19 protein-coding genes are annotated in these 22853 nt (G+C 68.6%); 9 read left to right on the top strand and 10 right to left on the bottom strand.

The window, feature by feature from the left end:
• Positions 1–65 precede the first annotated feature (65 nt).
• Entirely contained in the window at positions 66–842 is a 777-nt protein-coding gene (locus NQV17_RS12595; RefSeq protein ID WP_257772529.1) for a Crp/Fnr family transcriptional regulator, read from the bottom strand.
• A 196-nt stretch (positions 843–1038) separates the two neighbouring features.
• On the opposite strand from NQV17_RS12595, the gene NQV17_RS12600 reads away from it, so the two are divergent.
• On the top strand, positions 1039–2691 hold the full coding sequence (locus tag NQV17_RS12600; RefSeq protein WP_257772530.1) for an acyl-CoA synthetase: 1653 nt from the start codon (positions 1039–1041) through the stop codon (positions 2689–2691).
• A gap of 86 nt (positions 2692–2777) precedes the next feature.
• Here the strand turns inward: NQV17_RS12600 and NQV17_RS12605 are convergent, their stop codons facing one another.
• The gene (locus tag NQV17_RS12605; RefSeq protein WP_124665862.1) at positions 2778–3209 is read right to left on the bottom strand and encodes a YqaA family protein; all 432 of its coding nucleotides are present in this window, start codon (positions 3207–3209) and stop codon (positions 2778–2780) included.
• Positions 3210–3300: 91 nt separating this feature from the next.
• Positions 3301–3948, bottom strand: a complete 648-nt coding sequence (locus NQV17_RS12610; RefSeq protein WP_257772531.1) for a LysE family translocator — start codon at positions 3946–3948, stop codon at positions 3301–3303.
• 283 nt (positions 3949–4231) lie between these two features.
• Between NQV17_RS12610 and NQV17_RS12615 the strand changes: the two genes are divergently transcribed.
• Complete coding sequence (locus NQV17_RS12615; protein ID WP_006755380.1) at positions 4232–4714, top strand: Lrp/AsnC family transcriptional regulator; 483 nt, start codon at positions 4232–4234, stop codon at positions 4712–4714.
• 845 nt (positions 4715–5559) lie between these two features.
• Here NQV17_RS12615 and NQV17_RS12620 read toward each other — a convergent pair.
• Entirely contained in the window at positions 5560–7212 is a 1653-nt protein-coding gene (locus NQV17_RS12620) for an IclR family transcriptional regulator (protein ID WP_124519516.1), read from the bottom strand.
• A 177-nt stretch (positions 7213–7389) separates the two neighbouring features.
• Here NQV17_RS12620 and NQV17_RS12625 point away from each other — a divergent pair, with 177 nt between their 5' ends.
• The 3 genes from NQV17_RS12625 (at position 7390) to NQV17_RS12635 (ending at position 11343) form a co-directional block, all read left to right on the top strand.
• Positions 7390–8349, top strand: a complete 960-nt coding sequence (locus tag NQV17_RS12625) for an MBL fold metallo-hydrolase (protein ID WP_044843030.1) — start codon at positions 7390–7392, stop codon at positions 8347–8349.
• Positions 8350–8531: 182 nt separating this feature from the next.
• Positions 8532–9899, top strand: a complete 1368-nt coding sequence (locus NQV17_RS12630) for an MFS transporter (protein ID WP_257772532.1) — start codon at positions 8532–8534, stop codon at positions 9897–9899.
• Between the two features lie 88 nt (positions 9900–9987).
• Entirely contained in the window at positions 9988–11343 is a 1356-nt protein-coding gene (locus NQV17_RS12635) for an MFS transporter (protein WP_257772533.1), read from the top strand.
• Between the two features lie 83 nt (positions 11344–11426).
• Here the strand turns inward: NQV17_RS12635 and NQV17_RS12640 are convergent, their stop codons facing one another.
• The 3 genes from NQV17_RS12640 to NQV17_RS12650 form a co-directional block, all read right to left on the bottom strand.
• Complete coding sequence (locus NQV17_RS12640) at positions 11427–13205, bottom strand: diguanylate cyclase (protein WP_374692707.1); 1779 nt, start codon at positions 13203–13205, stop codon at positions 11427–11429.
• Positions 13206–13551: 346 nt separating this feature from the next.
• On the bottom strand, positions 13552–14313 hold the full coding sequence (locus NQV17_RS12645) for an SDR family oxidoreductase (protein WP_257772535.1): 762 nt from the start codon (positions 14311–14313) through the stop codon (positions 13552–13554).
• A gap of 11 nt (positions 14314–14324) precedes the next feature.
• Positions 14325–15125: an SDR family oxidoreductase gene (locus tag NQV17_RS12650; protein ID WP_257772536.1), complete on the bottom strand. Its 801-nt coding sequence runs from the start codon at positions 15123–15125 to the stop codon at positions 14325–14327.
• A gap of 135 nt (positions 15126–15260) precedes the next feature.
• Here NQV17_RS12650 and NQV17_RS12655 point away from each other — a divergent pair, with 135 nt between their 5' ends.
• On the top strand, positions 15261–16220 hold the full coding sequence (locus NQV17_RS12655; protein ID WP_257772537.1) for a GlxA family transcriptional regulator: 960 nt from the start codon (positions 15261–15263) through the stop codon (positions 16218–16220).
• Between the two features lie 76 nt (positions 16221–16296).
• On the top strand, positions 16297–17445 hold the full coding sequence (locus NQV17_RS12660) for an epoxide hydrolase family protein (protein WP_257772538.1): 1149 nt from the start codon (positions 16297–16299) through the stop codon (positions 17443–17445).
• Positions 17446–17558: 113 nt separating this feature from the next.
• Here the strand turns inward: NQV17_RS12660 and NQV17_RS12665 are convergent, their stop codons facing one another.
• Both NQV17_RS12665 and NQV17_RS12670 read right to left on the bottom strand, forming a co-directional pair.
• The gene (locus NQV17_RS12665; RefSeq protein WP_257772539.1) at positions 17559–18050 is read right to left on the bottom strand and encodes a 2,4'-dihydroxyacetophenone dioxygenase family protein; all 492 of its coding nucleotides are present in this window, start codon (positions 18048–18050) and stop codon (positions 17559–17561) included.
• A gap of 105 nt (positions 18051–18155) precedes the next feature.
• A complete protein-coding gene (locus NQV17_RS12670; protein ID WP_257772540.1) occupies positions 18156–19121 on the bottom strand; it encodes a LysR family transcriptional regulator in 966 nt (321 codons plus the stop codon).
• Positions 19122–19226: 105 nt separating this feature from the next.
• On the opposite strand from NQV17_RS12670, the gene NQV17_RS12675 reads away from it, so the two are divergent.
• Entirely contained in the window at positions 19227–20585 is a 1359-nt protein-coding gene (locus NQV17_RS12675) for an aspartate aminotransferase family protein (protein ID WP_044843038.1), read from the top strand.
• Between the two features lie 49 nt (positions 20586–20634).
• Positions 20635–22152 carry a CoA-acylating methylmalonate-semialdehyde dehydrogenase gene (locus tag NQV17_RS12680; protein WP_257772541.1) on the top strand — a complete coding sequence of 506 codons (1518 nt, stop codon included), beginning with the start codon at positions 20635–20637 and terminating at the stop codon, positions 22150–22152.
• A gap of 161 nt (positions 22153–22313) precedes the next feature.
• On the opposite strand, the gene NQV17_RS12685 is transcribed toward NQV17_RS12680, so the two are convergent.
• The gene (locus NQV17_RS12685) at positions 22314–22688 is read right to left on the bottom strand and encodes a hypothetical protein (RefSeq protein WP_257772542.1); all 375 of its coding nucleotides are present in this window, start codon (positions 22686–22688) and stop codon (positions 22314–22316) included.
• Positions 22689–22853: the final 165 nt, after the last annotated feature.

Below are 22853 nucleotides of genomic sequence, written 5' to 3' on the forward strand. Positions count from 1 at the left end.
CGAAAAAGGCCGCCGCATCGCACGCGCATGCCGCAGCGGCGACGCTTCCGTTCATCGGGCGTCGCTCAGATCTGTTCCATCCCGACCCGCGCGAGCGCGGCCAGGTCGACGACTTCGATCTGGTTGTACGCGAGCCGCAGCACGCCGAGTTTCTCGAGTTGCTGCAACGCCTGGTTGATCCGCTGCCGCGACACGCCGACGAGCATTCCCAGTTCCTCCTGCGAGATCGCGAGCGACGGGCCGGTGTCCGGATACAGCGCGGGGTTGAACAGCTGCGCGAGCGCCTGCGCGACGCGCGCGTCGACATCGAGCAGCCGGCTGTTCTGGATCGACGCGATGAACTCGCCCATCCGGTTGTTCAACTGGTGGATCACGAAGCGCGTGAACGGCAGGCTCGTGTCGAGCAGCGCATGGAACGTGTCGACCGGGACGAACAGCACGATCGAGCGCTGGACGGCGACGACTTCGTACTTGCGCAGCTCGCGCTTGATCACGCTGCCTTCGCCGAACCAGCCGCCCGACGGCACGCCGGAAAACGTGCAGCCGCGCCCCGACGCGTTGAAGATCGCGAGCTTCAGCAACCCGCGATGCACGCCGATCCAGTATTCGGACGGTGCGAGCCGCTGCGCGATCACGTCGCCGGCCTCGTGCTGCTCGGCGCGCGAATGCGCGAGCACGAGCGCCTGGTGTTCCGGCGCCAGCGCGCGGAACCACGCGCACTGGCCGAACAGCACGGACAGGGCGGGCAACGGGCCCGGTTCGAGCGGCGTGTCGGCCGGCGGGCTGGCCGGCGGGCTGACAGCGGCGGCCGCGTCGGGCGGCGCAACGAGGTGGTCGTGCATGGATGCGGGTTTGCGAGGATAGGGATAACGCGCAGCGCTCATGAGGCACTCTGTCGTTTCGATGACAGACGGCTCACAATAGCGCCCGTTAGGCTAGCGGCAATTGAACCACATCAAGACCGGTCGGGGTGCATGCACACTTGCCGGATACGAGGCCGACGCACGCGCCGGTCGACAGAAAACGGGAGACAGGATCATGACGCAGATGTTCGAGGCCGGACTCGGCCGCCGCGATGCCAACTACGTGCCGCTCACGCCGATCGATTTTCTGGTCCGCGCGGCCGAAGTCTACGGCGCGCGCCTCGCGATCGTGCACGGCGACGTGCGGCGCACGTGGGGCGAGACCTACACGCGGGCGAAGCAGCTCGCGAGCGCGCTCGCGCAGGCCGGCGTCGCGCGCGGCGAGACGGTGGCCGCGCTGCTGCCGAACATCCCGGCGATGGTCGAGGCGCACTTCGGCGTGCCGATGGCCGGCGCCGTGCTCAACACGATCAACACGCGGCTCGACATTTCATCGGTGCTGTTCATGCTGCGTCACGGCGAGGCGAAGGTGCTGATCGTCGACACCGAATACGCGGAGCTCGCGCATCGCGCGGCGCTCGAAGTGCCGGGCCTGAAGATCGTCAGCGTCGCCGATGCGATGCCGGCCGACCCCGCGCGCTTCGCGGGCGCGACCGACTACGAGGCGTTCGTCGCGGGCGGCGACCCCGACTACGCATGGACGCCGCCCGCCGACGAGTGGGACGCGATCGCGCTGAACTACACGTCCGGCACGACGGGCGACCCGAAGGGCGTCGTGTATCACCATCGCGGCGCGTATCTCGCGGCGATCAGCAACCTCCTCGAATGGGACATGCCGAAGCACGCGGTGTATCTGTGGACGCTGCCGATGTTCCACTGCAACGGCTGGTGTTTCCCGTGGGCCGTCGCGGCGCGCGCGGGCGTGAACGTGTGCCTGCGCAAGTTCGACGCGAAGACGGTGTTCGACCTGATCCGCCGCGAACGCATCACGCATTACTGCGGCGCGCCGATCGTACAGAGCGCGATCGCGAATGCGCCGGCCGAGTTGCGCGCCGGCATCGATCACACGGTGCACGCGATGGTCGCCGGTGCCGCGCCCGCGCCGGCCGTGATCGCGAAGATGAAGGAGATCGGCTTCGACCTGCTGCACGTGTACGGATTGACCGAGGTCTATGGCCCGGCAACCGTATGCGCGAAGCAGGCGCACTGGGACGAGCTGCCGGACGACGAGCGCGCGCGGCTCAATGCGCGGCAGGGCGTGCGCTATCACCTGGAAGCGGGCGCGACGGTGCTCGATCCGGACACGATGGCGCCGGTGCCGGCCGACGGCGAGACGCTCGGCGAGATCATGTTCCGCGGCAACATCTGCATGAAGGGCTACCTGAAGAACCCGCACGCGACGGAGGAAGCATTCCACGGCGGCTGGTTCCATACGGGCGATCTCGGCGTGCTGACGCCGGACGGCTACATCCGCATCAAGGATCGCCGCAAGGACATCATCATTTCGGGCGGCGAGAACATCTCGAGCATCGAGGTCGAGGATGCGCTGTACCGGCATCCGGCCGTCGCGGTCGCGGCGGTCGTCGCGATGCCCGACCCGAAGTGGGGCGAGGTGCCGTGCGCGTTCGTCGAGCTGCGCGAAGGCGCGAGCGCGACCGAGGCAGAGATCGTCGCCCACTGCCGGCAGTTGCTCGCGGGTTTCAAGGTGCCGAAGGTCGTGCGCTTCGGCGAGCTGCCGAAGACGTCGACCGGCAAGATCCAGAAATTCCAGCTGCGCAACGCTGTCGGATCGGACAAGGCGATCGACCTGGCGGGAGACAAGAAGTAACGGCGACGGGGCGTCGTGCGGGCGGCCGCCTTGATGCGTGAATGCGTCGGTGCGCCAAGGCGCCAAGGCATCAAGGCGCCGATGCATCAAGGCACGACGAGCCACGCGATCGCCAGATACCGCCCGACCTTCGCGATCGTCACGATCGCGACGAAGGTCGGCAGCGGCTCGCGCAGCACGCCGGCGATCATCGTCAGCGGGTCGCCGATCACCGGCGCCCAGCTCAGCAGCAGCGACCAGCGGCCATAGCGCCGATACCAGCCCTCGGCGCGCGCGAGCGCGGCCGGCTTCACCGGAAACCAGCGGCGGTCGCGGAAGTGTTCGATGCCGCGGCCGAGCGCCCAGTTGATCGCCGCGCCCGCGACGTTGCCGACGCTCGCCACCAGCACCAGCGCCCACACGGGTTCGCGCCCGGCGAGCAGCAGGCCGGCAAGCACGGCTTCGGACTGGAGCGGCAACAGGGTCGCGGCGACCATCGACACGGCGAACAGGCCGCCGTAAGTGAGCAGTTCGGACATCGCGCGATTGTACTGGTCGTACCGGCCGCGCGTCGGCCGGCGTGGGGTGATGCGCGCCGTAGCGCGCCACGTCACGCGCGCAGGCGGCCGCTCAGTTCCAGCCGACCATGATCGCGCCCATCCCGACCAGCAGCCCGCCCGTCACGCGATTCATCGCGCGCATCCGCGCCGGCCGCTGCAGCGCACGGCTCAGCCGGTGCGAGAACAGCGCCATCGACGCGACGCCGCCGGCGAACAGCAGCGCGAAGCTCGCCGCGAGCAGCAGGAATTGCGCGTTCAGGCTCCAGTCGGGATCCGGGACGATGAACTGCGGAAAGAACGACGGAAAGAACAGCAGCGTCTTCGGGTTCAGGCCCGAGGTGGCGACGCCGCGCCAGAACAGCGCGCGTCCGGTGGCGGTGTCGTCGGGTGCCGTGCTGCCGGCGTCCGTCGACGCGGCGGGCGCGGTGACCGGCGCCCGGCCGAGCCATTGCTTGCAGCCGAGCCATACGAGGTAGGCGGCGCCGGCCCAGCGCAGCACGGTCAGCGCGTGCTCGTCGAGGTGAACCAGCGAATTCAGGCACAGCGCGGTCAGCGCGAGCTGCAGCAGCACGGCGAGCGTGCCGCCCCAGACGCACGGCAGCGCGCGGCGCCAGCCGGCGCGCAATGCCTGGTTCATCGTGAGGAGGTTGACGGGGCCGGGTGCGTAGATGAGGACGGCGGACGCAGCGAGGAACGACAGATAAAGCCTGAACGACATGACGGGAGTGCGAAAACGGAGGATCAGGCGCCGGCCCGTGCGACCGGGTAGGCGCGCGGGGGGCGGGACGTTGCATGCCTGCGTGTCCTGCGCCGCAACTCGTGATTGCGGCCAGGCGTCCCGGTGCGAAGGGGTTGTCGCGGGGAGCGTGCCGGACACCAGGCATGGAGAAAATGTATCAAGCGGGCCGGTTAAAAGGCTTCCTATTTTCCAGCAAAACGCACCCGAAACCGGAAGCCTGTTCAGATAGAATGCAGATTTTCAGTAGAAGATTCTTCCTGTCATGGCTACCCGCGAACGCACGCCGAAAACCCTCGACAACCAGGACCGCAAGATCCTCGGTGCACTGCAAAAAAATGCGCGCCTGTCGAACGCCGAACTGGCCGAACAGATCGGCATGTCGACCACCGCCTGCTGGAACCGCACGCGGCAGCTCGAACTCGACGGTTACATCGACGGCTACGTCGCGCTGGTCAACCAGCGCATGCTCGGCTACGCGGACATCGTGATCCTCGAAGTCACGCTCGATCGCCACGAGGACGATGCGCTCGCGCGTTTCGGCGCCGAACTCGCGGCGCTGCCCGAAGTGCTCGAGGCCTACCTCGTGTCGGGCGAATACGACTACTGGATCAAGGTCGCGGTGGACGGCACGGCCGGCTACGAGCGCTTCCTGCGGGAGAAGCTGTACAGGATTTCGAGCATTCGCCACAGTCGCTCGATGTTCGCGCTGCGGTGCATGAAAGACGTGCCGTCGATTCAGGTATGAAGACGCGGGCGACGCGCCGCGCGGCGTCGTGACGACGCGGTTCGCGGCGGTGCTGGAGAAGGGCGGGAATCGGACTTCGCGCCCGTTGCGCGCGGCCCGGAGCCGGATACCGGCAGGCCGTGCCCGCGCGGCGGGAAAACGGATGAATCTTCCGTGACGGCCAGGCCCGGCGCATGGTGCGCAGCGGGCATGCATCGGCTACGCAGCGGCCGGACATTCCGGGAAGCTGCGATCAACACCGTGCCGACAAGTTCGCCGGCACCGGCATCTGCGTATCGACATCGCTGCGACCGTGCTCCCAGCGCGTGAGCACCATTCCATCGACGGCATTCGCCCTTTTTGCGACTTCCGTCAGGCGCCCCATGCCGGACGCGGCGGCCTTTCGGCGCGCGTCCCGGCGAGGCGCATCAGACGGATGGAGATGGCGTGCGGCCGGCTGGCGGCCGGTCGCTGCGCTCAGCGCGGCAGGCGTGCGTGCGCTTCAGCGATGAGTGCGCAGTTCTCGAGGTGCAGTGCCCATGCTTCTGCAAGCAGCTCGCCGACACGTGCGAGCCAGCCAGCGGATTGGGTGGAACGATCGGAGACATTAGACGTTTGCATGACGAAGCCCCATGTAGGTGGCGAGTTAGGGATAACCCTAATCATAAAGAAACGTCACCGTCTTGTGAAATGCGATTTCGTTATATGAGAATTACTGACAATTTATGTTGCTGCCACGCAACATGAGCTGCGCCACCTTCTGCGTGACGAGCGGGCGTGCCGAGACCGTGGCGAGCACGGCCTCGCATTGACGGGCGAAAAGGAAAAGCCGGGTGATGAGAACGGGCGCGGCAGCGCGGCTGCGATTACCCGCCGATCCACCCGAAGCGCCACGACAGGCGGCGCGCCGCGGCGAGCAGCGTATGCGCGAGTTCGCTGTGCGGCCCGCGCGGGAAGCCGCGCGACGAGCCGATGATCGCAATCACGAGCCGGATGCTGCCGGTGTGATCGAACACCGGCGCGGCGATCGTCCCGATGCCCGGCACCGGCGCGTCGAAGGCGAAATCGAGTTCGTCCGCGCGGATCGTCGCGAGCCGCGCGCGAAACGCGTCGTCGACCTGCGTCGCGCGGCCCGCGAGGCGCACCGGCTCGTCGGCCAGCAGGCCGGCCAGCACGTCGTCGGACATGCCGGCTGCGAAAATCCGCCCGATCGCCGTATTCACGAGCGACATCACCGTGCCGACCTGAAGGCTCACGTGCTGCGGCCGCGCCGATTCCTCGAGACGGATCACGGTCGGCCCGAGCGGCCCGAGCGTCGCCGCGGCCACGCTCAGGTCGGTCGCGGCCGCCAGCGCGACGATTTCGGCTTCCGCATCGCGCGTCGGCGACACGCGCTGCATCGCGATCAGGCCGAGCGCCTGCGCGAGCGGGCCGCCGCCGAAGCAGCCCGCGTCGTCGCGGCTCAGCAGGCCGATCTTCTGCAGGCTCACGAGGTGCGGAAACGCCTTCGCGGCCGGCATGCCGGCGGCTGCCGCGAGATCGCGCAACGGCAGCGCACGGCCCGCCGAGACGAGCGCGAGCAGCAGTTCGCCCGTGCTGTCGAGCGCGTTGATGCCGCGCTGCGCCTTCGTGTCGTCGGCGAGCGCGGGCGGCATGCGCTGCGTGGCCGGCGGCATGCCCGGCGCGACCGGCGGTGCGTCGCGTCCCGCGTCGAGCGCCGCGGTGGCTTGCCGCGCCGCATCGCGCAGCGCCGTCGCGATCGGGCCGTCCCAGCCGACGTCGATCGAGCCGCTCGAACCGATCACCGTCAACGCGAGTTGCAGGCGGCCGTCCGCGTCCAGCACCGGCACGCACATCGCGCTGACGCCGGGGCTCGGCCGATCCACGCCGCGCTCGATCCCGCGCGCGCGAATCGCGTCGAGTTCGGCCTGCCACGCGCGGGCGTCGGACGGGGGCTGGTCGCCCTCCGCGCCGGCGAGCGTGGCGCCGGCGCCGGCCTGGCTGGCCGCCATCGCGTCGAGCTGGGCGGGGTCGCCGAACGCGCGGAACACCCGGCCGGTCGCCGTCGTGTCGAGCGACATGACGGATCCGACGTGCAGGTTCACGTGCAGCGGATAGCCGCCGTGCTCGATGCGCACGATCGTGGGCCCGAGCGCGCCCGGCACCGACAGCGCGACGCTCAGGCCGACCGCTTCCGCGAGCCGCGCCGCGTGCGGCAGCGCCGCGCGATAGGCCGGCTGGCGCTCGATCGACATCAGCCCGAGCCGCAGCGACAGCGGCCCCGGCTCGTAGTTGCCGGTGAGCGCGTCGCGCTTCACGAGCGCGAGCCGCGTCAGGCTGACGAGATAGGTGTGCGCCTGCGCGGTCGACAGGTCGGCCGCGGCCGCCAGCTCCGACAGCCCGAGCGGCTTGCGCCGGCGCGCGAGCGCGTCGAGCAGCCGGCCGCCGACCTCGACGCTCTGGATCCCGCGCTGCGCCTTGGGCGGCGCGTCGTCTGCGCTGACTTCGTGGTTCTGCACGCGATGATTCTTCCGTTGACGAAACCCCGCATGGTATCCGACGCCATTTGACGCGCCAGCCCGCAGGTTTACCCGTATTAGACAATAGCAAGTGAATTTGTCATTGACAAATAATCGGCGCGGGAAGATGATCCGCTCACTCCCCTCAACACATGGCTCGCAGCCACGGAACGCAACATGGCCAAAGCATTCGCCTCCCAAGCCGATCTGGAAGAGAAGAAAGTCACCTGGACGCAGCTGTCCGAGAACGCGTACGCCTATACCGCCGAAGGCGACCCGAACTCGGGCGTGATCATCGGCGACGACAGCGTGCTGATCGTCGACACGACCGCGACGCCCGCGATGGCGCAGGACCTGATCGCGAAGATCCGCAGCGTGACCGACAAGCCGATCAAGCACGTCGTGCTGTCGCATTACCACGCGGTGCGCGTGCTCGGCGCGTCCGCGTATTTCGACGAAGGCGCGCAGCACGTGATCGCGAGCCGCGGCACCTACGAAATGATCGTCGAGCGCGGCGAGGCCGACATGAAGTCGGAGATCGAGCGCTTCCCGCGGCTGTTCGCGGGCGTGGAGACGGTGCCGGGCCTGACCTGGCCGACGCTCGTGTTCGAGCGCGAGATCACGCTGTTCCTCGGCAAGCTCGAGGTGAAGATCATGCACGTCGGCTCGGGCCACACGAAGGGCGACACAATCGTCTGGCTGCCGTCGCAGAAGGTGCTGTTCTCGGGCGACCTGGTCGAGTACGACGCGGCCTGCTATTGCGGCGACGCGCAGCTCGAACAGTGGCCGGCCACGCTCGAGGCGCTGCGCGCGCTCGGCGCGGAAAAGCTCGTGCCGGGCCGCGGCCCCGCGCTGCTGAATCCGGCCGAAGTGAACAAGGGCCTCGACTACACGAAGGACTTCGTGACGACGCTGCTCGCGCAGGGCCGCAAGGCCGTCGAGCGCAAGCTCGACCTGAAGGCGTCGATGGCGCTCACGCGCGAAGCGATGGATCCGAAGTTCGGCCACGTGTTCATCTACGAGCACTGTCTGCCGTTCGACGTGTCGCGCGCGTACGACGAGGCGAGCGGCATCACGCATCCGCGCATCTGGACCGCGCAGCGCGACAAGGAAATGTGGGACGCGCTGCAGGACTGAATGGGTGACGGCGGCGGGGCGTCCGGGCGGGCGCCGCGCCGTTTTCCTGACGGCGCCTGAGCGGCGGCCGCATCGCGCGGCGGTTCAGGGAGCCGACTTCCGATCTCACAAGAAAGCCGGGCGCATGCACGCCCGCGGAGACTGCTGCGCGCCCGAATCGCGCGGCCCGTTTGGAGAGAGACATGCCCCAATCGCTTCCCGCCGAAGCGACGATCACGCACGCGAGTGCCGCGGCGTCGGCTTCCGCCTGTGAATCCGCGCCGGCGTCCGCTGCCGGCGACGCGCTGCTGTTCCGCAAGATCGCGTGGCGGATCGTGCCGTTCCTGTTCCTCTGCTACGTCGTGTCGTTCCTCGACCGCATCAACATCGGCTTCGCGCAGTTGCAGATGAAGCACGACCTCGGCTTCAGCGATGCGATGTACGGCCTCGGCGCCGCGGTGTTCTACGTCGGCTACGTGTTCTGCGAGGTGCCGAGCAACCTGCTGCTCGCGCGCTTCGGCGCGCGCCGCACGTTCACGCGGATCATGCTGCTGTGGGGCATCGCGTCGACCGCGATGATGTTCGTGTCGCAGCCGTCGCATTTCTACGTGCTGCGTTTCCTGCTCGGCGTATTCGAGGCCGGCTTCTTTCCCGGCATCGTGCTGTACCTGACCTACTGGTTCCCGGCGAACCGCCGCGCGGCGGCGATCTCGGTGTTCTTCGCGGGCGTCGCGGTGGCGGGCGTGCTGGGCGGCCTGATGTCGGGCTGGATCATGCGCGACATGAGCGGCGTGCTCGGGCTGCACGGCTGGCAATGGATGTTCGCGATCGAAGGCGCGCCGGCGATCGTGCTCGCATGCTTCGCGTTCACGTACCTGGTCGACCGGCCGCAGGACGCCGCGTGGCTCACGTCCGACGAAAAGGCGCGCGTCGCCGCGCTGTGCAGCGATGGCCGTGCGCATGGCGCACACGATAAGCGCAGCCTGGTCGCCGCGCTCGCGAACCCGCGCGTCTACCTGTTCGCGTTCATCTATTTCTCGCTGACCTGCGCATCGCTGACGCTCAACTTCTGGATGCCGCTGATGATCCGCGATTTCGGCGTGACCGACGTCGTGTCGGTGAGCCTCTACACGGTCGTGCCGAACGCGGTCGGCGCGGTCGGGCTGATCCTGATCGCCCGCCATTCCGACCGCACCGGCGAGCGCCGCAAGCACTTCGCGTGCTGCACGATCGGCGGCGGGCTGGCGCTCGCGGCGCTCACGCTGCACCTGCACAGCTTCGCGGCGATGCTCGCGTGCCTGTCGATCGCGGCGACGCTGATCTTCGCCGCGTTGCCGATCTTCTGGGCCGTGCCGACCCGCTATCTGTCGGGCAACGCGGCCGCGGCCGGGATCGCGCTGATCAGCAGCATCGGGATCACGAGCGGCATCGTCAGCCCGTGGGTGATCGGGCTGATCCGCACGCGCACCGGCAGCATGGATCTCGCCGTGTACCTGCTGGCCGCGCTGCTCGCGCTGAGCGGCGCCGCGCTGATGCTCGGCGTGAAGGGCGAACCCGCACGCCGCGCCTGAATCGCGGCCGGGCGCTGCCGGCGGGCGGCGGCGACCGGCGCTGAATTTCCTGTCCGCACCGTATCCGCATCCATCGAGGAGACGATCGATGTCAGCCCCTCTTCAAGCGGACGCCGCGCAGGCGATTGCGTCCGGTTCCCGTGCGCCGGCGTCGGACCACGACGCGCTGTACCGCCGTATCGGCGCGCGGATCGTGCCGTTCCTGTTCATCTGCTACATCGTGTCGATCCTCGACCGCAGCAACATCGGCTTCGCGCAGCTGCAGATGCGACAGGATCTCGGCCTGACCGATGCGATGTACAGCCTCGGCGCGGTGCTGTTCTTCGTCGGCTACGTGCTGTTCGAGGTGCCGAGCAACGCGCTGCTGCGCCGCTTCGGCGCGCGCCGCACGTTCGCGCGGATCATGGTCCTGTGGGGCGCGGTGTCGGTCGCGATGATCACCGTCGACAGCGCGAAGCACTTCTACGTGCTGCGCTTCCTGCTCGGGCTGTTCGAGGCCGGCTTCTTCCCGGGCGTCGTGTTCTACCTGACCTACTGGTATCCGGCGCGCCGGCGCGCGTCGGTGCTGTCGATCTTCTATGCGGGCGTCGCGGTGGCCGGGATGGTCGGCGGGCTGCTGTCGGGCTGGCTGATGCGGGCGATGTCGGGTGTGCTCGGGCTCCACGGCTGGCAGTGGATGTTCGCGATCGAGGGCGCGCCCGCGATCCTGCTCGGCGTGATCGCGTGGTTCTGGCTGTGCGACCGCCCCGATCAGGCGCGCTGGCTGTCCGACGACGACCGCCAGCGGCTCGCGGCCGACCTGGCCGCCGACCGGGCGGAGGCGCCCGCGCATGCAGCGTCGTCGCTGCGGCAGGTGCTCGCCGCGCCGCGCACCTGGCTGTTCGCATTCATCTATTTTTCGCTGACGACGGCGCTGTTGATGCTGCTGTTCTGGATGCCGCTGATGATTCGCGAATTCGGCATTCACGACGTCGTGCACATCAGCCTGCTGTCGATCGTGCCGAACGCGATCGGCGCGGCCGGCCTGATCGCGATCGCGCGGCGCTCCGACCGCAAGCGCGAGCGTCGCCGGCACTTCGCCGCGTGCGCATTCGGCGGCGCGGTGGCGCTCGCGTTGCTGACGCTGCACTTGCCGAGCATCGTCGCGATGATGGCGCTGCTGTCGATCGCGGCGATGCTGATCTTCGCCGCGCATCCGGTGTTCTGGGCCGTGCCGTCCGCGTATTTCTCGGGCGCCGGCGCGGCGGGCGGGATCGCGCTGATCAGCAGCATCGGCGTATCGAGCGGGATGATCACGCCGTGGATCGTCGGGGTGATCCGCACCCGTACCGGCAGCATGGATGCGGCGATGCTGATGATCGCGGGATTGCTGGCCGCGTGCGCGGTCGCGATGCTGCTCGGTGTGCGCGCGACCTCGCGCGACGCGGCGCCCGTGTCGCGTTGATCGCGTGATGCGTCGACGCGGCGCGCGTACGACGGGGTGGGCGGCCAGGACCGGCGCGAGCCCGTTGTCGGCGGGAACACGCGCTAGGCCCGATACACCTCGATCCGGTTGCGGCCGCGCTCCTTCGCGACATATAGCGCCTTGTCGGCCCGCGACAGTGCCTGGTACGCGCCGAAGTCGGACGTCCGCATCGCGTCGATGCCGATGCTGACGGTCAGCACGAGCGGCTGATCCTCATGCACGAGCCGCGAATCGGCCACGCGCTGCTGCACGCGCAGTGCGAGCGCGCACGCCGCGTCGATCCCGGTGTGCGGCAGCACGATCGCGAATTCCTCGCCACCGATGCGCCCGACGATGCCGTCCGTCCCGATCTCCGCGAGCAGCAGCCGCGCGAAATGCCGGAGCGCGCGATCGCCGAGCGGATGGCCCCAGCGGTCGTTCAGCGCCTTGAAGTGATCGAGGTCGAGCATCAGCACCGCGGCGTCCTGGCCGGTCGCGCGCACGTCGCGCAACGCGGCTTCGCTCTGCCGCATGAACGCGTGGCGGTTCGACAGCTGGGTCAGGTGATCGGTCGTCGCCATCCGGTGCAGTTCGGTCTCGATGTGCTTGCGTTCGGTCGCATCCGTGATGAAGCCGTGCCAGACCGTGCCGCCGTCCGGCGTGCGTTGCGGGCGCGCGTCGCCTTCGCGCCAGCGCATTCCCTGATCCGGCAGCAGCACGCGGTATTCGAGCCGCCACGGCGCCAGGCGCTCCGCCGACACCCGCAGCGACTGACGGTAGGCGACCAGGTCGGCAGGATGAATCCGCGTTTCGACCGCATCCGCGTCGCGGGCGATCTGCTCGGGCGTCAGTTCGTAGATGTCGCGTGCGCCCGCGCTCGCGTACGAAAAGAACCGGCGGCCGTCGGCGGTCTGCCGCAGCTGGAACACGAGGCCCGGCACCTGGTCGGTCAGGCTCGTCACGAGCGTGACGGAGTCGCTCAACCGGCCGGCGAGTTCGCGCAGCGCGGTGATGTCCGTGGTCGTGCCGACCATGCGCAGCGCGCGCCCGTGGCTGTCGCGGGCGATGACCTTGCCGCGGCTGCAGATCCATTTGTACGTGCCGTTCTTGCAGCGGATGCGGTGTTCGACCGCATAGCTGTCGGTCCGGCTTTCGAAGTGCGCGAGCATCGCGGCTTTCACGTCGGCGACGTCGTCCGGGTGCAGCCGTTCGTATGCATCCTCGATCCGGCTCGTCAGTTCATCGGGCGCATATCCGAGCAGCGCCTTCCAGGCCGCCGAGTAATGGATCTCGCCGGTTTCCACGTTGCGATCCCACACGCCGGTGCCGCTTTCGTTCAGCGCCAGCGTGGTCAGCGCGCTGTGTTCCTCGACGACGCCGAGCCGTTCGCGCAGCGCGGTTTGCGCGCTCGCGCGGCCGATCGCGCGTTCCGCCAGTGTCGCCAGGTCGTGCAGGAAAGCGCGCTGCGCGGCGTCGAGCGTCAGGCCGGTGCTGCCGGCGACGCATAGCGCGCCCAGCGCGCTGCCGTCGGGCGCGAGCAACTCGCAGGCCGCGACGACGTGCGGCGCGTCATTCGGGAGGTCGCCCGCGGCGGGCGTGATGAAGCGTCGGCCGGCCGCCGGAACGGGCGCGGCACGCGGCGGGAAATGCATGGCAGGAAGCGTGGCGGGCAGCGTGCCGTCGGACGCCGCCACGCGCTGCGCGCCGGCTTCGGCGGACGCGATGAACGCACCGGCCGTGCCGAAATGCGTGCGGGCGAGACGGCACACGGTGTCGAGTTCGGGCAACGGCGCAAGCGCCGGTCGAGCGTCGGCGGGAGCGCGACAGGAGCCGGGCGTGTCGCCGGTCCCGGTGGTGAACATACGGAACCGCATGGTCGAAATCCGCGACGGTCGATTGCGCCGATGATCGGACGAATGCCGGAGGGCGCTGCTTCGGGGGCTGGGATCGTAGAGCTTAGCGTCGCGAGGAATGCGTGGCAAGCAAGGGCGAAACCGGGTGGGTGGGCGGCGAGTTCGGGGCGTGGAGAAGGGGCGCAGAGAAGCAGCGCAGAGAAGCAGCGCAGAGAAGCAGCGCAGAGAAGGGCCGCTTCAGGCATCCTGAATGAATGCGCGGGCAAACCGGCAAGCGCCGGCTTCGCAGTCCGATCGTGCGGAAGCCGGCGCCTTTCGGCAGATCAATGCGTGCGCAGGATTGCGCCGCGCGACGTCACGCGACGGGAATCGGGTTGTCGACAACGAAGCGGTTGAACTCGTCGACGAACGCGTGCTCGTTCGGCCCGGCATTGTCGCGCAACGGCTTCGCCGCTTCGACGACGACTTCGGTGGTGGCGGTCTCGAGCAGTGCCAGCGTCTCGGCGACGAACGCATCGACCGGCATCGCGCGCGGATCGCCGCTCTTGTGCACGAGATCGGTGTCGACCCACGGCGGCGCGATTTCCAGCACGCGCACGCTCGTGTCGCGCAGCATGAAACGCTGCGACAGCGTGTACGAATGGATCGCGGCCTTCGTCGCCGAATACAGCGCGGTCGACGCGAGCGGCACGTACGCGAGCACCGAGCTGTTGTTGATGATCGTCGCGTCCGGCTGTCGCTTCAGGTGTTCGACGAACGCCGCGCTGACGCGCACCGGGCCGAGCAGGTTCGTCTCGACGAGGCGCACGGCCTGTTCGTCGTCGAGCGGCCCGGCCGCATCGTCGAACGGCATGATGCCCGCGTTGTTGATCACGACGTTCAGCGCCGGGTAGCGGTCGATCAGCCGCGCCGCGACCGCGCGGATCTGCGCCGCATCGCCGACGTCGAGTTCGATCGTGTCGATGTTCGGATACTGCCGCGCGATCTCGTCGAGCAGCTTCGTGCGCCGGCCGGCGACGACGACCTTGTTGCCCAGGTCGTCGAGCGCGATCGCCAGCGCACGGCCGATCCCGGACGTGCCGCCGGTGATGAGGATGGTGTTGCCGTCGAGTTTCATGACGATGCGCCTCAGCGGGCGGCCGCATAGCGCGGCGCCGGCGAATCGGTCGACAGGTGCGGCGCCATCGTGCGGCGCGCGGCCTCGAACGCATCCCATTCGTCAGCCGCGTGCAGCGACGGAATCGTCACGAGTTCGCGGCGGTCGAAGCCGACCAGCGCCGCGTCGACCAGGTCGGACGCCGACATCACGATCTCCTTCGGCAGGTGTTCGAGCGGCAGGCCGCCGGTCTGCCAGAACTCGGTGGCCGTCGCGCCGGGCAGCACGGCCTGCACCTGCACGCCGTGGTCCGCGAGTTCGTGATGCAGCGACTGGCTGAACGCGAGCACGAATGCCTTGCTGCCGCCGTAGACGCCATTGAGCGTTTCCGGCGACAGCGCGACGATCGACGAGATGTTGATCACGGCACCGCGGCCGCGCGCGACGAAGCCGGGCACGGCCGCATAGGTCAGGCGCGTGAGCGCGGTCACGTTCAGGTCGATCAGCCGCGTCATCGCGTCGACGTCGCTGTCGAGCAGCGGCGTGTGCGTGCCGACGCCCGCGTTGTTGACGAGCAGCGTGATGCTAGCGTCCTGTTTCAGCTTCGCTTCGACGGCGGCGAGCCCCGCGCGGTCGTTGAGGTCGGCGCCGACGATCTCGACGCTGCGCTGCGTGTCGTTCGTGATGCGTTCGGCGAGCGCGGCCAGCCGGTCGCGGTTGCGCGCGACCAGGATCAGGTCGTAGCCGCGGCGCGCGAGGCGGTCCGCATAGATCGCGCCGATGCCGGACGATGCGCCGGTGATGACGGCGGTACCGCGATGTGCTTCAGTCATGATGTCGCTCCGTGTCGAGGAAAGGGTGAGTGCATGAAGGCATTCTGGCCTCGAATCGCCGCGACACAAATGACGTAGATGGGTATGATTCAGGACATCGGGTGCCGATCGTGCCGCCCGCCACCGGAGACACGCATGCACCGCATCGGCTTTCTGATCAGCGACGGCTTCCAGATCATGGCGCTCGCCACGCAGTCGGTGTTCGAGTACGCGAACCTGGCCGCGGGCGAACCGTTCTACGTGATGGACAACTATTCCGTCGAGGGTGGCGACGTGCGCTCGTCGCTCGGGTTGTCGGTCGCGACGCGCGCGCTCAGCGGCCGGGTCGACGTCGATACGTGGATCGTCGCGGGCGTCAACGATCCGCTCGCATCGCTGGCGCCGGCCGGCGTCGTCGCGTTCCTGCGGCGCGCGAACGCGCGCGCGCGGCGGGTCGCCGGCATCTGCACGGGCGCGTTCGTGCTCGCCGAGGCCGGGCTGCTCGCGCAGCGCCGCGCGACGACGCACTGGGCGTACGGCCGCGAGATGCAGAAGCACTTTCCGGACATTCGTGTCGAGGAGGACCGGATCTACATCGTCGACGGCCCGATCTGGACGTCGGCCGGAATGACGGCCGGCCTCGACCTGACGCTCGCGATGGTGGAGAAGGATCTCGGCGCGGACGCCGCGCGCTCGGTCGCGCGCAAGCTCGTGATGCACCAGCGCCGCTCGGGCGGGCAGTCGCAGCATTCGGAAATGCTGGATCTCGCGCCGAAATCGGACCGGATCCAGAACGCGCTCAACTATGCGCGGCAGAACCTCGGCCGCGCGCTGACCGTCGAGGAACTGGCCGACGCCGTCCACCTGAGTCCGCGCCAGTTCAGCCGCGTGTTCACGCTGGAAACGGGGCAGTCGCCGGCGAAGGCGATCGAGCGGCTGCGGCTCGAGGCCGCGCGGCTGATGATCGAGCAGAGCCGGCACTCGCTCGACGTGATCGCGAAGGAGAACGGTTTTCGCGACCGGCGCCACCTGCGCGACGCGTTCGTGCGCGGTTTCGGCGTGCCGCCGCAGGCGGTGCGACGCGACGCGCGGGTGGACGAGCGCGAATCGGCCTGACGTTCGCGGGCGCGAGCCGCCAGCGCGGGTCCGGGAAATCGCGCAGAATCTCCCGCATTCCTCGCGAGGAGACACCATGCACGCCGCCCCGTTCAACATTGCGATTCCCGATCGCGCGCTCGACGACCTGCGTCGGCGCCTGCGCGACATGCGCGCACCGCTGCTGACGCCCGCCGACCCGTGGCAGCAGGGTGTGGATGGCGCGTGGCTGCGCGAACTGGTCGCGTACTGGGCCGAGCGCTTCGACTGGCGTGCGGCGGAGCGCGCGCTGAACAGGCTGCCGCAGTTCGTCGCGGACGCAGGCGGGCAACGCGTGCATTTCATCCATCGGCGCGGGGCGGGGCCGAAGCCGTATCCGCTCGTCATCACGCACGGCTGGCCGGGCTCCGTATTCGAGTTCGACGCGCTGATCGATCGCCTGTGCGATCCGGCCGCGTTCGGCGGCGATCCGCACGACGCGTTCGACGTCGTCGCGCCGTCGCTTCCGGGCTTCGCGTTCTCGCCCGCGCCCGCGGCGCCCGGCATGTCGGCATTTCAGGTCGCCGACAGTTGGGCGGCGTTGATGTCCGGGCTCGGATATCGCCGCTTCGGCGCGCAAGGCGGCGATCTCGGCGCAGGCGTGTCGATTGCGCTCGGCGCGCGACATCCCGGCGTGGTGGACGGCATTCATCTGAACTACCTGCCCGGCAGCTACGAGCCTCCGGCCGACGCGGCTTCGCCGCTCACCGAGGACGAACGGGCCTTCGTGACGCAGCGCGGAGAGTGGGCCGCGCTGGAGGGCGGATACGCGCATGTGCACATGACGAAGCCGCAGACGCTGGCCGTCGCGCTCAACGATTCGCCGGCCGGGCTGGCCGCGTGGATCGCCGAGAAATTCCGCGCGTGGAGCGATTGCGACGGCGACGTCGCGCGGCGGTTTTCGCACGACACGCTGCTGACCGGCATCTCGCTCTACTGGTTTACCGGCAGCATCGGCTCGGCAATGCAGATGTATTGGGAAAACCGGCTGCAGCCGATGCGCTTCGCGGCCGGGGAACGCGTGGCGGTGCCCGTCGCGTTCGCGCGCTTTCCGAAGGAAATCAGCCGCCCGCCGCGCAGCTGGCTCGAACGGGTGTTCGACGTCGTGCAGTGGGCCGACATGCCGAGCGGCGGGCATTTTGCCGCGATGGAAGAACCGGACCTGCTGGCCAGCGATATTCGCCGATTTTTCCGGCGTTTTCGGTAAGGCACCGGAACGCGGCGTCGCTGGCGAAGTACGCCGGCGGCCATCAGCGCGCTGGCGAGTGCCGGCACCGTGCGGATCGTGACGCGACGATCCCGCCTGTCTTATCGCATGACTTACCGCGTTACAAACGGCGCAGCATCGTGCGGCACCGTACGCGCATGCTTGCGCTGGCGCAGCAGCGCGACGCGGCAATTCTCGCGCGCGGTCTCGCGGCCGTCGTCGTCGAGCAGCACCAGGTCGCCGCGCATCACGTTGAGCGTGATCACGTCGTCGCCGGGCGCGCCGAGCGTTTCCGGCGTGTGCACCGACCCGGCCGGTTCGAGCACCGTCGAGCCGGCCTGCGCGATCCACGTGTACTCGCGGTAGCGCCACGCACCCTGCAGCGTATGGACGAACACCTCGCCGTCGTGGCGATGGCGCGGCAGCGTGCCGCCGGCCGGCATCTTCAGCAGCGCGGTCAGCGTGTCTTCCGCCGCATTGATATGCAGATACTTGATCGCGAGTCCCGGCAGGTCGGCGCTCATCGGCAGCCACGGCAGCGCGTCGCCGGGCAGGCACGAAATCGGCGGCAGGTCGGTGGAGAGCGGGGCGGACGGCTGCGTCATGGCGGAGGGAGAGCGGAAACGGGGAAGTGCGCATTATCGCAGAGCGGGAGCGGGCGGCTGCCACGGTCGCGGCCGGACGCCAGCGCGGGCGAAGCCCGAACCGGGCTACGCGGCGGCGCTGTCGTCGCCCGGTCGCGGCGCCGCATGCGCGGCTTCCAGGCAAGACTGGAACAGCAGCGCCGCCCGCGACGGCCGCGGCGAGCGCCGCAGCAGGCTCACGAACCGGCACCGGTAGTTGAAACGGTGCGGCGCGATCGGCTGCATCAGCCCCTTGTTTTCGAAGCTCTCCGCGTAATGGTCGGGCAGGAAGCCGAGATAGCGGCCGGACAGGATCAGCGTCGCGATCGATTCCTGGTCCGACGCCGTCGCGCTGCGCGTGAGCTTCGCGCGATGGCTCAGTTCCATGTTCGGCGAATGGAAGCCGAGCCCGGCGAACGCATGGTTGCGGATCGTCGTCCATGTGAGCTTGCCGTGCGGCGCGTCGAACAGCGGGTGCTGGCGGCCGCAGTACAGCAGCATCCGCTCGTCGAACAGTTCCGAATACACGAGGCTGCCCGAGCTGCGGTGCGCGGGGATGATCCCGACCTGATAGCTGCCGTCGATGATCCCGCGCTCGACCTCGTTGATCGACGCGACATGCAGGTTCAGCGCGACGTCGGGCGCCTCGTCCGCGAACTGGCGGATCGCGTCGCCGAGCCGCGCCTGCGGGTTGGTGGCGGTCTTGTCGAATACGGCGACGTGCAGTTCTCCGCCCATTTTGTCGTGAATGCCGTCGATCCTGCTGCGAAATGCCTCCATCGACGCGAGCAGGCGCAGGGTTTCCTCGTAGACGGTCTGCCCCTCGGCGGTCAGCGTGAAGCCGGCGCGGCCGCGCCGGCACAGCACGAGGCCGAGGCGCGTTTCCAGATCCTTCACGTGCCGGCTGATCGTCGAGATGCCGATATTCAGCTCGAGTTCGGCCGCCGCCATCCCGCCGCACTGCACGACGCCCTTGAAGACCCGCAGCAGCCGCAGATCCATGTCGCTGAGCTGCCCGAGCAGCGCGCGGCTCTTCGGTTTCTTTGCTTGCATAGATGAGCAAGTGAACATTGATATTGCGATATTGAAGAGACTAATTGGCGTCCCGACAATGCGCAACATCAACACAAGAAGGAGGGGCGCGCCGCGCCGACCGACATGACCGATACGACCATCGCCAAGCAGCAGGAAGAGACGAACCTCCGCACCGACGCCGCGTGGCTCGACGCCCACTGGATGCCGTTCACGGCGAACCGCCAGTTCAAGTCCGATCCGCGCATGATCGTGTCGGCGAAGGACGCGTATTACACGGATGGCGAAGGCCGCAAGATCTTCGACGGCCTGTCGGGCCTGTGGTGCACGGGCCTCGGTCACGGCCGCACGGAAATCACGGAAGCCGTGAGCCGCCAGGTCGCGCAGCTCGACTACGCGCCGGCGTTCCAGTTCGGTCATCCGAAGTCGTTCGAGCTCGCGAACAAGATCAAGGACCTGACGCCGGCCGGCCTCGACTACGTGTTCTTCACCGGCTCGGGCTCGGAAGCGGCCGACACGTCGCTGAAAATGGCCCGCGCGTACTGGCGCGCCAAGGGCAAGGGCACGAAGACGCGCCTGATCGGCCGCGAGAAGGGCTATCACGGCGTCAACTTCGGCGGCATCTCGGTCGGCGGGATCGGCGCGAACCGCAAGCTGTTCGGCCAGGGGATCGACGCCGATTTCCTGCCGCACACGCAGCTCGCGGAAAACCGGTTCTCGCGCGGGATGCCGGAAAACGGCGCCGACCTGGCCGACCGCCTGCTCGACCTGATCACGCTGCACGACGCGTCGAACATCGCGGCCGTGATCGTCGAGCCGTTCTCCGGCTCGGCGGGCGTGGTGATCCCGCCGAAGGGCTATCTGAAGCGCCTGCGCGACATCTGTACCGCGCACGACATCCTGCTGATCTTCGACGAAGTCATCACGGGCTTCGGCCGGGCCGGCGCGATGACGGGCGCCGACGCGTTCGGCGTGGTGCCGGACATCATGAACTTCGCGAAACAGGTGACGAACGGCGTGCAGCCGCTCGGCGGCGTGATCGCGACGAAGGAAATCTACGACACGTTCATGGCCGCGGGCGGCCCCGAGTACATGCTCGAGTTCCCGCACGGCTACACGTATTCGGCGCACCCGGTCGCGTGCGCGGCCGGCGTCGCGGCGCTCGACCTGCTCGTGAAGGAAGACGCGGTGGCCCGCGTGCGCGATCTCGCGCCGCATTTCGAGGCGGCCGTGCACGGGCTGAAGGGCCAGCGCCATATCACCGACATCCGCAACTACGGGCTCGCGGCCGGCCTGACGATCGCGGCGCTGCCGGGCGAGCCGGCACGGCGCCCGTACGAGATCGCGATGCGCTGCTGGGCGAAGGGCTTCTACGTGCGTTACGGCGGCGACACGATCCAGCTCGCGCCGCCGTTCATCGCAGAGAAGCGCGAGATCGACAACCTCGTGAACGCGCTGTCCGACGCGCTGAACGAAGTGGACTGAGCCGCGGCCCGTTTCCCGCGACAACCGAATTCACGAAAGAGCCTGAACGATGAAACACGACAGCAATGTGACCTCCACCCTCGGCCACCTGATCGACGGCAAGCGCGTCGACGGCGGCAGCCGCGTCCAGCCGGTGTTCGACCCGGCCACCGGCGAATCGCACAAGAGCGTTGCGCTCGCCGACAAGCTGACCGTCGAAGCCGCGATCGCGTCCGCGCAGGCCGCGTTCCCGGCATGGCGCAATACGCCGCCGCTGAAGCGCGCGCGCGTGATGAGCCGCTTCAAGACGCTGCTCGAGGAGCATGCGGACGAACTGTGCGCGCTGATTACCGCCGAGCACGGCAAGGTGCTCGCCGACGCGATGGGCGAACTGCAGCGCGGGATCGAGAACGTCGAATACGCGTCCTACGTGCCCGAGCTGCTGAAGGGCGAGCACAGCAAGAACGTCGGCCCCGCGATCGATTCGTGGAGCGAATTCCAGGCGCTCGGCGTGGCCGCCGGCATCACGCCGTTCAACTTCCCGGTGATGGTGCCGCTGTGGATGTGGCCGATGGCCGTCGCGTGCGGCAACACGTTCGTGCTGAAGCCGTCCGAGCGCACGCCGTCGTCGACGCTGCGCATGGCCGAGCTCGCGCTCGAGGCCGGCCTGCCGCCGGGCGTGCTGAACGTCGTGAACGGCGACAAGGAAGCCGTCGACACGCTCCTGACCGACCCGCGCGTGAAGGCGGTGAGCTTCGTCGGCTCGACGCCGATCGCCGAATACATCTACTCGACCGGCTGCGCGCACGGCAAGCGCGTGCAGGCGCTCGGCGGCGCGAAGAACTTCGCGGTCGTGATGCCCGACGCCGACATCGGCAACGCGGTGAACGCGCTGATGGGCGCCGCGTACGGCTCGTGCGGCGAGCGCTGCATGGCGATTCCGCTGGTCGTCGCGATCGGCGAGGAAACCGGCGACAAGGTAGTCGAAGGCCTGCAGGCCGAGATCGCGAAGATGAAGGTCGGCCCGGGCAACGGGGCCGGCGTCGACATGGGGCCGCTCGTCACGCAGCAGCATTTCGAGAAGGTGACGGGCTTCGTCGAGGCGGGCGTGGCGGCCGGCGCGACGCTCGTCGTCGACGGCCGCGGCGTGAAGGTCGACGGCCACGACGGCGGCTACTACCTCGGCCCGTGCCTGTTCGACAACGTGAAGCCCGGCATGCCGATCTATCAGCACGAGATCTTCGGGCCGGTGCTCGGCGTGATCCGCCTGAAGTCGCTCGACGAGGCGATGGCGCTGATCGACGCGCACGAATACGGCAACGGCACGTGCCTGTTCACGCGTGACGGCGAAGCGGCGCGCTACTTCAGCGACAACATCCAGATCGGCATGGTGGGCATCAACGTGCCGCTGCCGGTGCCGGTCGCGTACCACTCGTTCGGCGGCTGGAAGCGCTCGCTGTTCGGTGATCTCCACGCGTACGGCCCGGATGCGGTGCGGTTCTATACGAAGCGCAAGACGATCACGCAGCGCTGGCCGTCGGCCGGCGTGCGCGAAGGGACGGTGTTCAGCTTCCCGTCGAACCGCTGACGCACTGACGCGCGATCCGGCCGCAACGCGACGCGCGCCGCTCGGCGTGTGTCGCCACGCGGCCCGCGCAAGGACGCACGAGCCCGCCCCGGTCGACGATCGGGGCGGGCCTTTTTACATGTACGGCGGTCGTGCCGACGCTGAAGACGGGGAAAGAACGCTTACGGCGCGACCACGTGCCACATGTTCTTGAAGTTGTCGCCGTTGCGGTCGCCCTGTTTCATGTCCTTCGCGAAGAAGTACAGCGGCTTGCCCTTGTAGGCCCATTGCGGGCTGCCGTCGTCGCGCTTGACGATCGTATAGGGGCCGACCGGGACGTCGGTCGCGCTGGCCTTGTACGGCGGCCAGAAGGACTCGCATTGGCCCTTGCATGCGCTGGTGCCGGCGTTGGGCTTGTCCTGGTCGAAGGTGTAGACGGTCATTCCGTTCGCGGCGACGAGCGCGCCGTTTTCGACCTTGGTGATCGAGCCTTGCGCCAAGGCCGAAACGGACGCCATGGCGAGCAGAACGGAGCTGACGAGCAGCACGGCTTTCATGATTACCTCCTTGTAGTCCGGTGGGCGGCGCGCTCGCGCGCACGGCCGGGCGTGCGCGCGAGCGCGGGGAATGGTGCCGGAACGCGGCGCCGTGGCCGCCGGTGCGAGCGACGCGAAGTCGAATGACGGCGGAACGGACCCGCTTCATTCACCATAGGCGGTTTT

Origin of the sequence: Burkholderia sp. SCN-KJ (genome assembly GCF_024656005.1) — a bacterium.
GTDB lineage: Bacteria > Pseudomonadota > Gammaproteobacteria > Burkholderiales > Burkholderiaceae > Burkholderia.

Bases quoted from the DNA above. Each gene is read 5' to 3' on its own strand.
- NQV17_RS12595 (WP_257772529.1), bottom strand. From the start codon at position 842: ATGCACGACCACCTCGTTGCGCCGCCCGACGCGGCCGCCGCTGTCAGC.
- NQV17_RS12600 (WP_257772530.1), top strand. From the start codon at position 1,039: ATGACGCAGATGTTCGAGGCCGGACTCGGCCGCCGCGATGCCAACTAC.
- NQV17_RS12605 (WP_124665862.1), bottom strand. From the start codon at position 3,209: ATGTCCGAACTGCTCACTTACGGCGGCCTGTTCGCCGTGTCGATGGTC.
- NQV17_RS12610 (WP_257772531.1), bottom strand. From the start codon at position 3,948: ATGTCGTTCAGGCTTTATCTGTCGTTCCTCGCTGCGTCCGCCGTCCTC.
- NQV17_RS12615 (WP_006755380.1), top strand. From the start codon at position 4,232: ATGGCTACCCGCGAACGCACGCCGAAAACCCTCGACAACCAGGACCGC.
- NQV17_RS12625 (WP_044843030.1), top strand. From the start codon at position 7,390: ATGGCCAAAGCATTCGCCTCCCAAGCCGATCTGGAAGAGAAGAAAGTC.
- NQV17_RS12630 (WP_257772532.1), top strand. From the start codon at position 8,532: ATGCCCCAATCGCTTCCCGCCGAAGCGACGATCACGCACGCGAGTGCC.
- NQV17_RS12635 (WP_257772533.1), top strand. From the start codon at position 9,988: ATGTCAGCCCCTCTTCAAGCGGACGCCGCGCAGGCGATTGCGTCCGGT.
- NQV17_RS12640 (WP_374692707.1), bottom strand. From the start codon at position 13,205: ATGTTCACCACCGGGACCGGCGACACGCCCGGCTCCTGTCGCGCTCCC.
- NQV17_RS12645 (WP_257772535.1), bottom strand. From the start codon at position 14,313: ATGAAACTCGACGGCAACACCATCCTCATCACCGGCGGCACGTCCGGG.
- NQV17_RS12650 (WP_257772536.1), bottom strand. From the start codon at position 15,125: ATGACTGAAGCACATCGCGGTACCGCCGTCATCACCGGCGCATCGTCC.
- NQV17_RS12655 (WP_257772537.1), top strand. From the start codon at position 15,261: ATGCACCGCATCGGCTTTCTGATCAGCGACGGCTTCCAGATCATGGCG.
- NQV17_RS12660 (WP_257772538.1), top strand. From the start codon at position 16,297: ATGCACGCCGCCCCGTTCAACATTGCGATTCCCGATCGCGCGCTCGAC.
- NQV17_RS12665 (WP_257772539.1), bottom strand. From the start codon at position 18,050: ATGACGCAGCCGTCCGCCCCGCTCTCCACCGACCTGCCGCCGATTTCG.
- NQV17_RS12670 (WP_257772540.1), bottom strand. From the start codon at position 19,121: ATGCAAGCAAAGAAACCGAAGAGCCGCGCGCTGCTCGGGCAGCTCAGC.
- NQV17_RS12675 (WP_044843038.1), top strand. From the start codon at position 19,227: ATGACCGATACGACCATCGCCAAGCAGCAGGAAGAGACGAACCTCCGC.
- NQV17_RS12680 (WP_257772541.1), top strand. From the start codon at position 20,635: ATGAAACACGACAGCAATGTGACCTCCACCCTCGGCCACCTGATCGAC.
- NQV17_RS12685 (WP_257772542.1), bottom strand. From the start codon at position 22,688: ATGAAAGCCGTGCTGCTCGTCAGCTCCGTTCTGCTCGCCATGGCGTCC.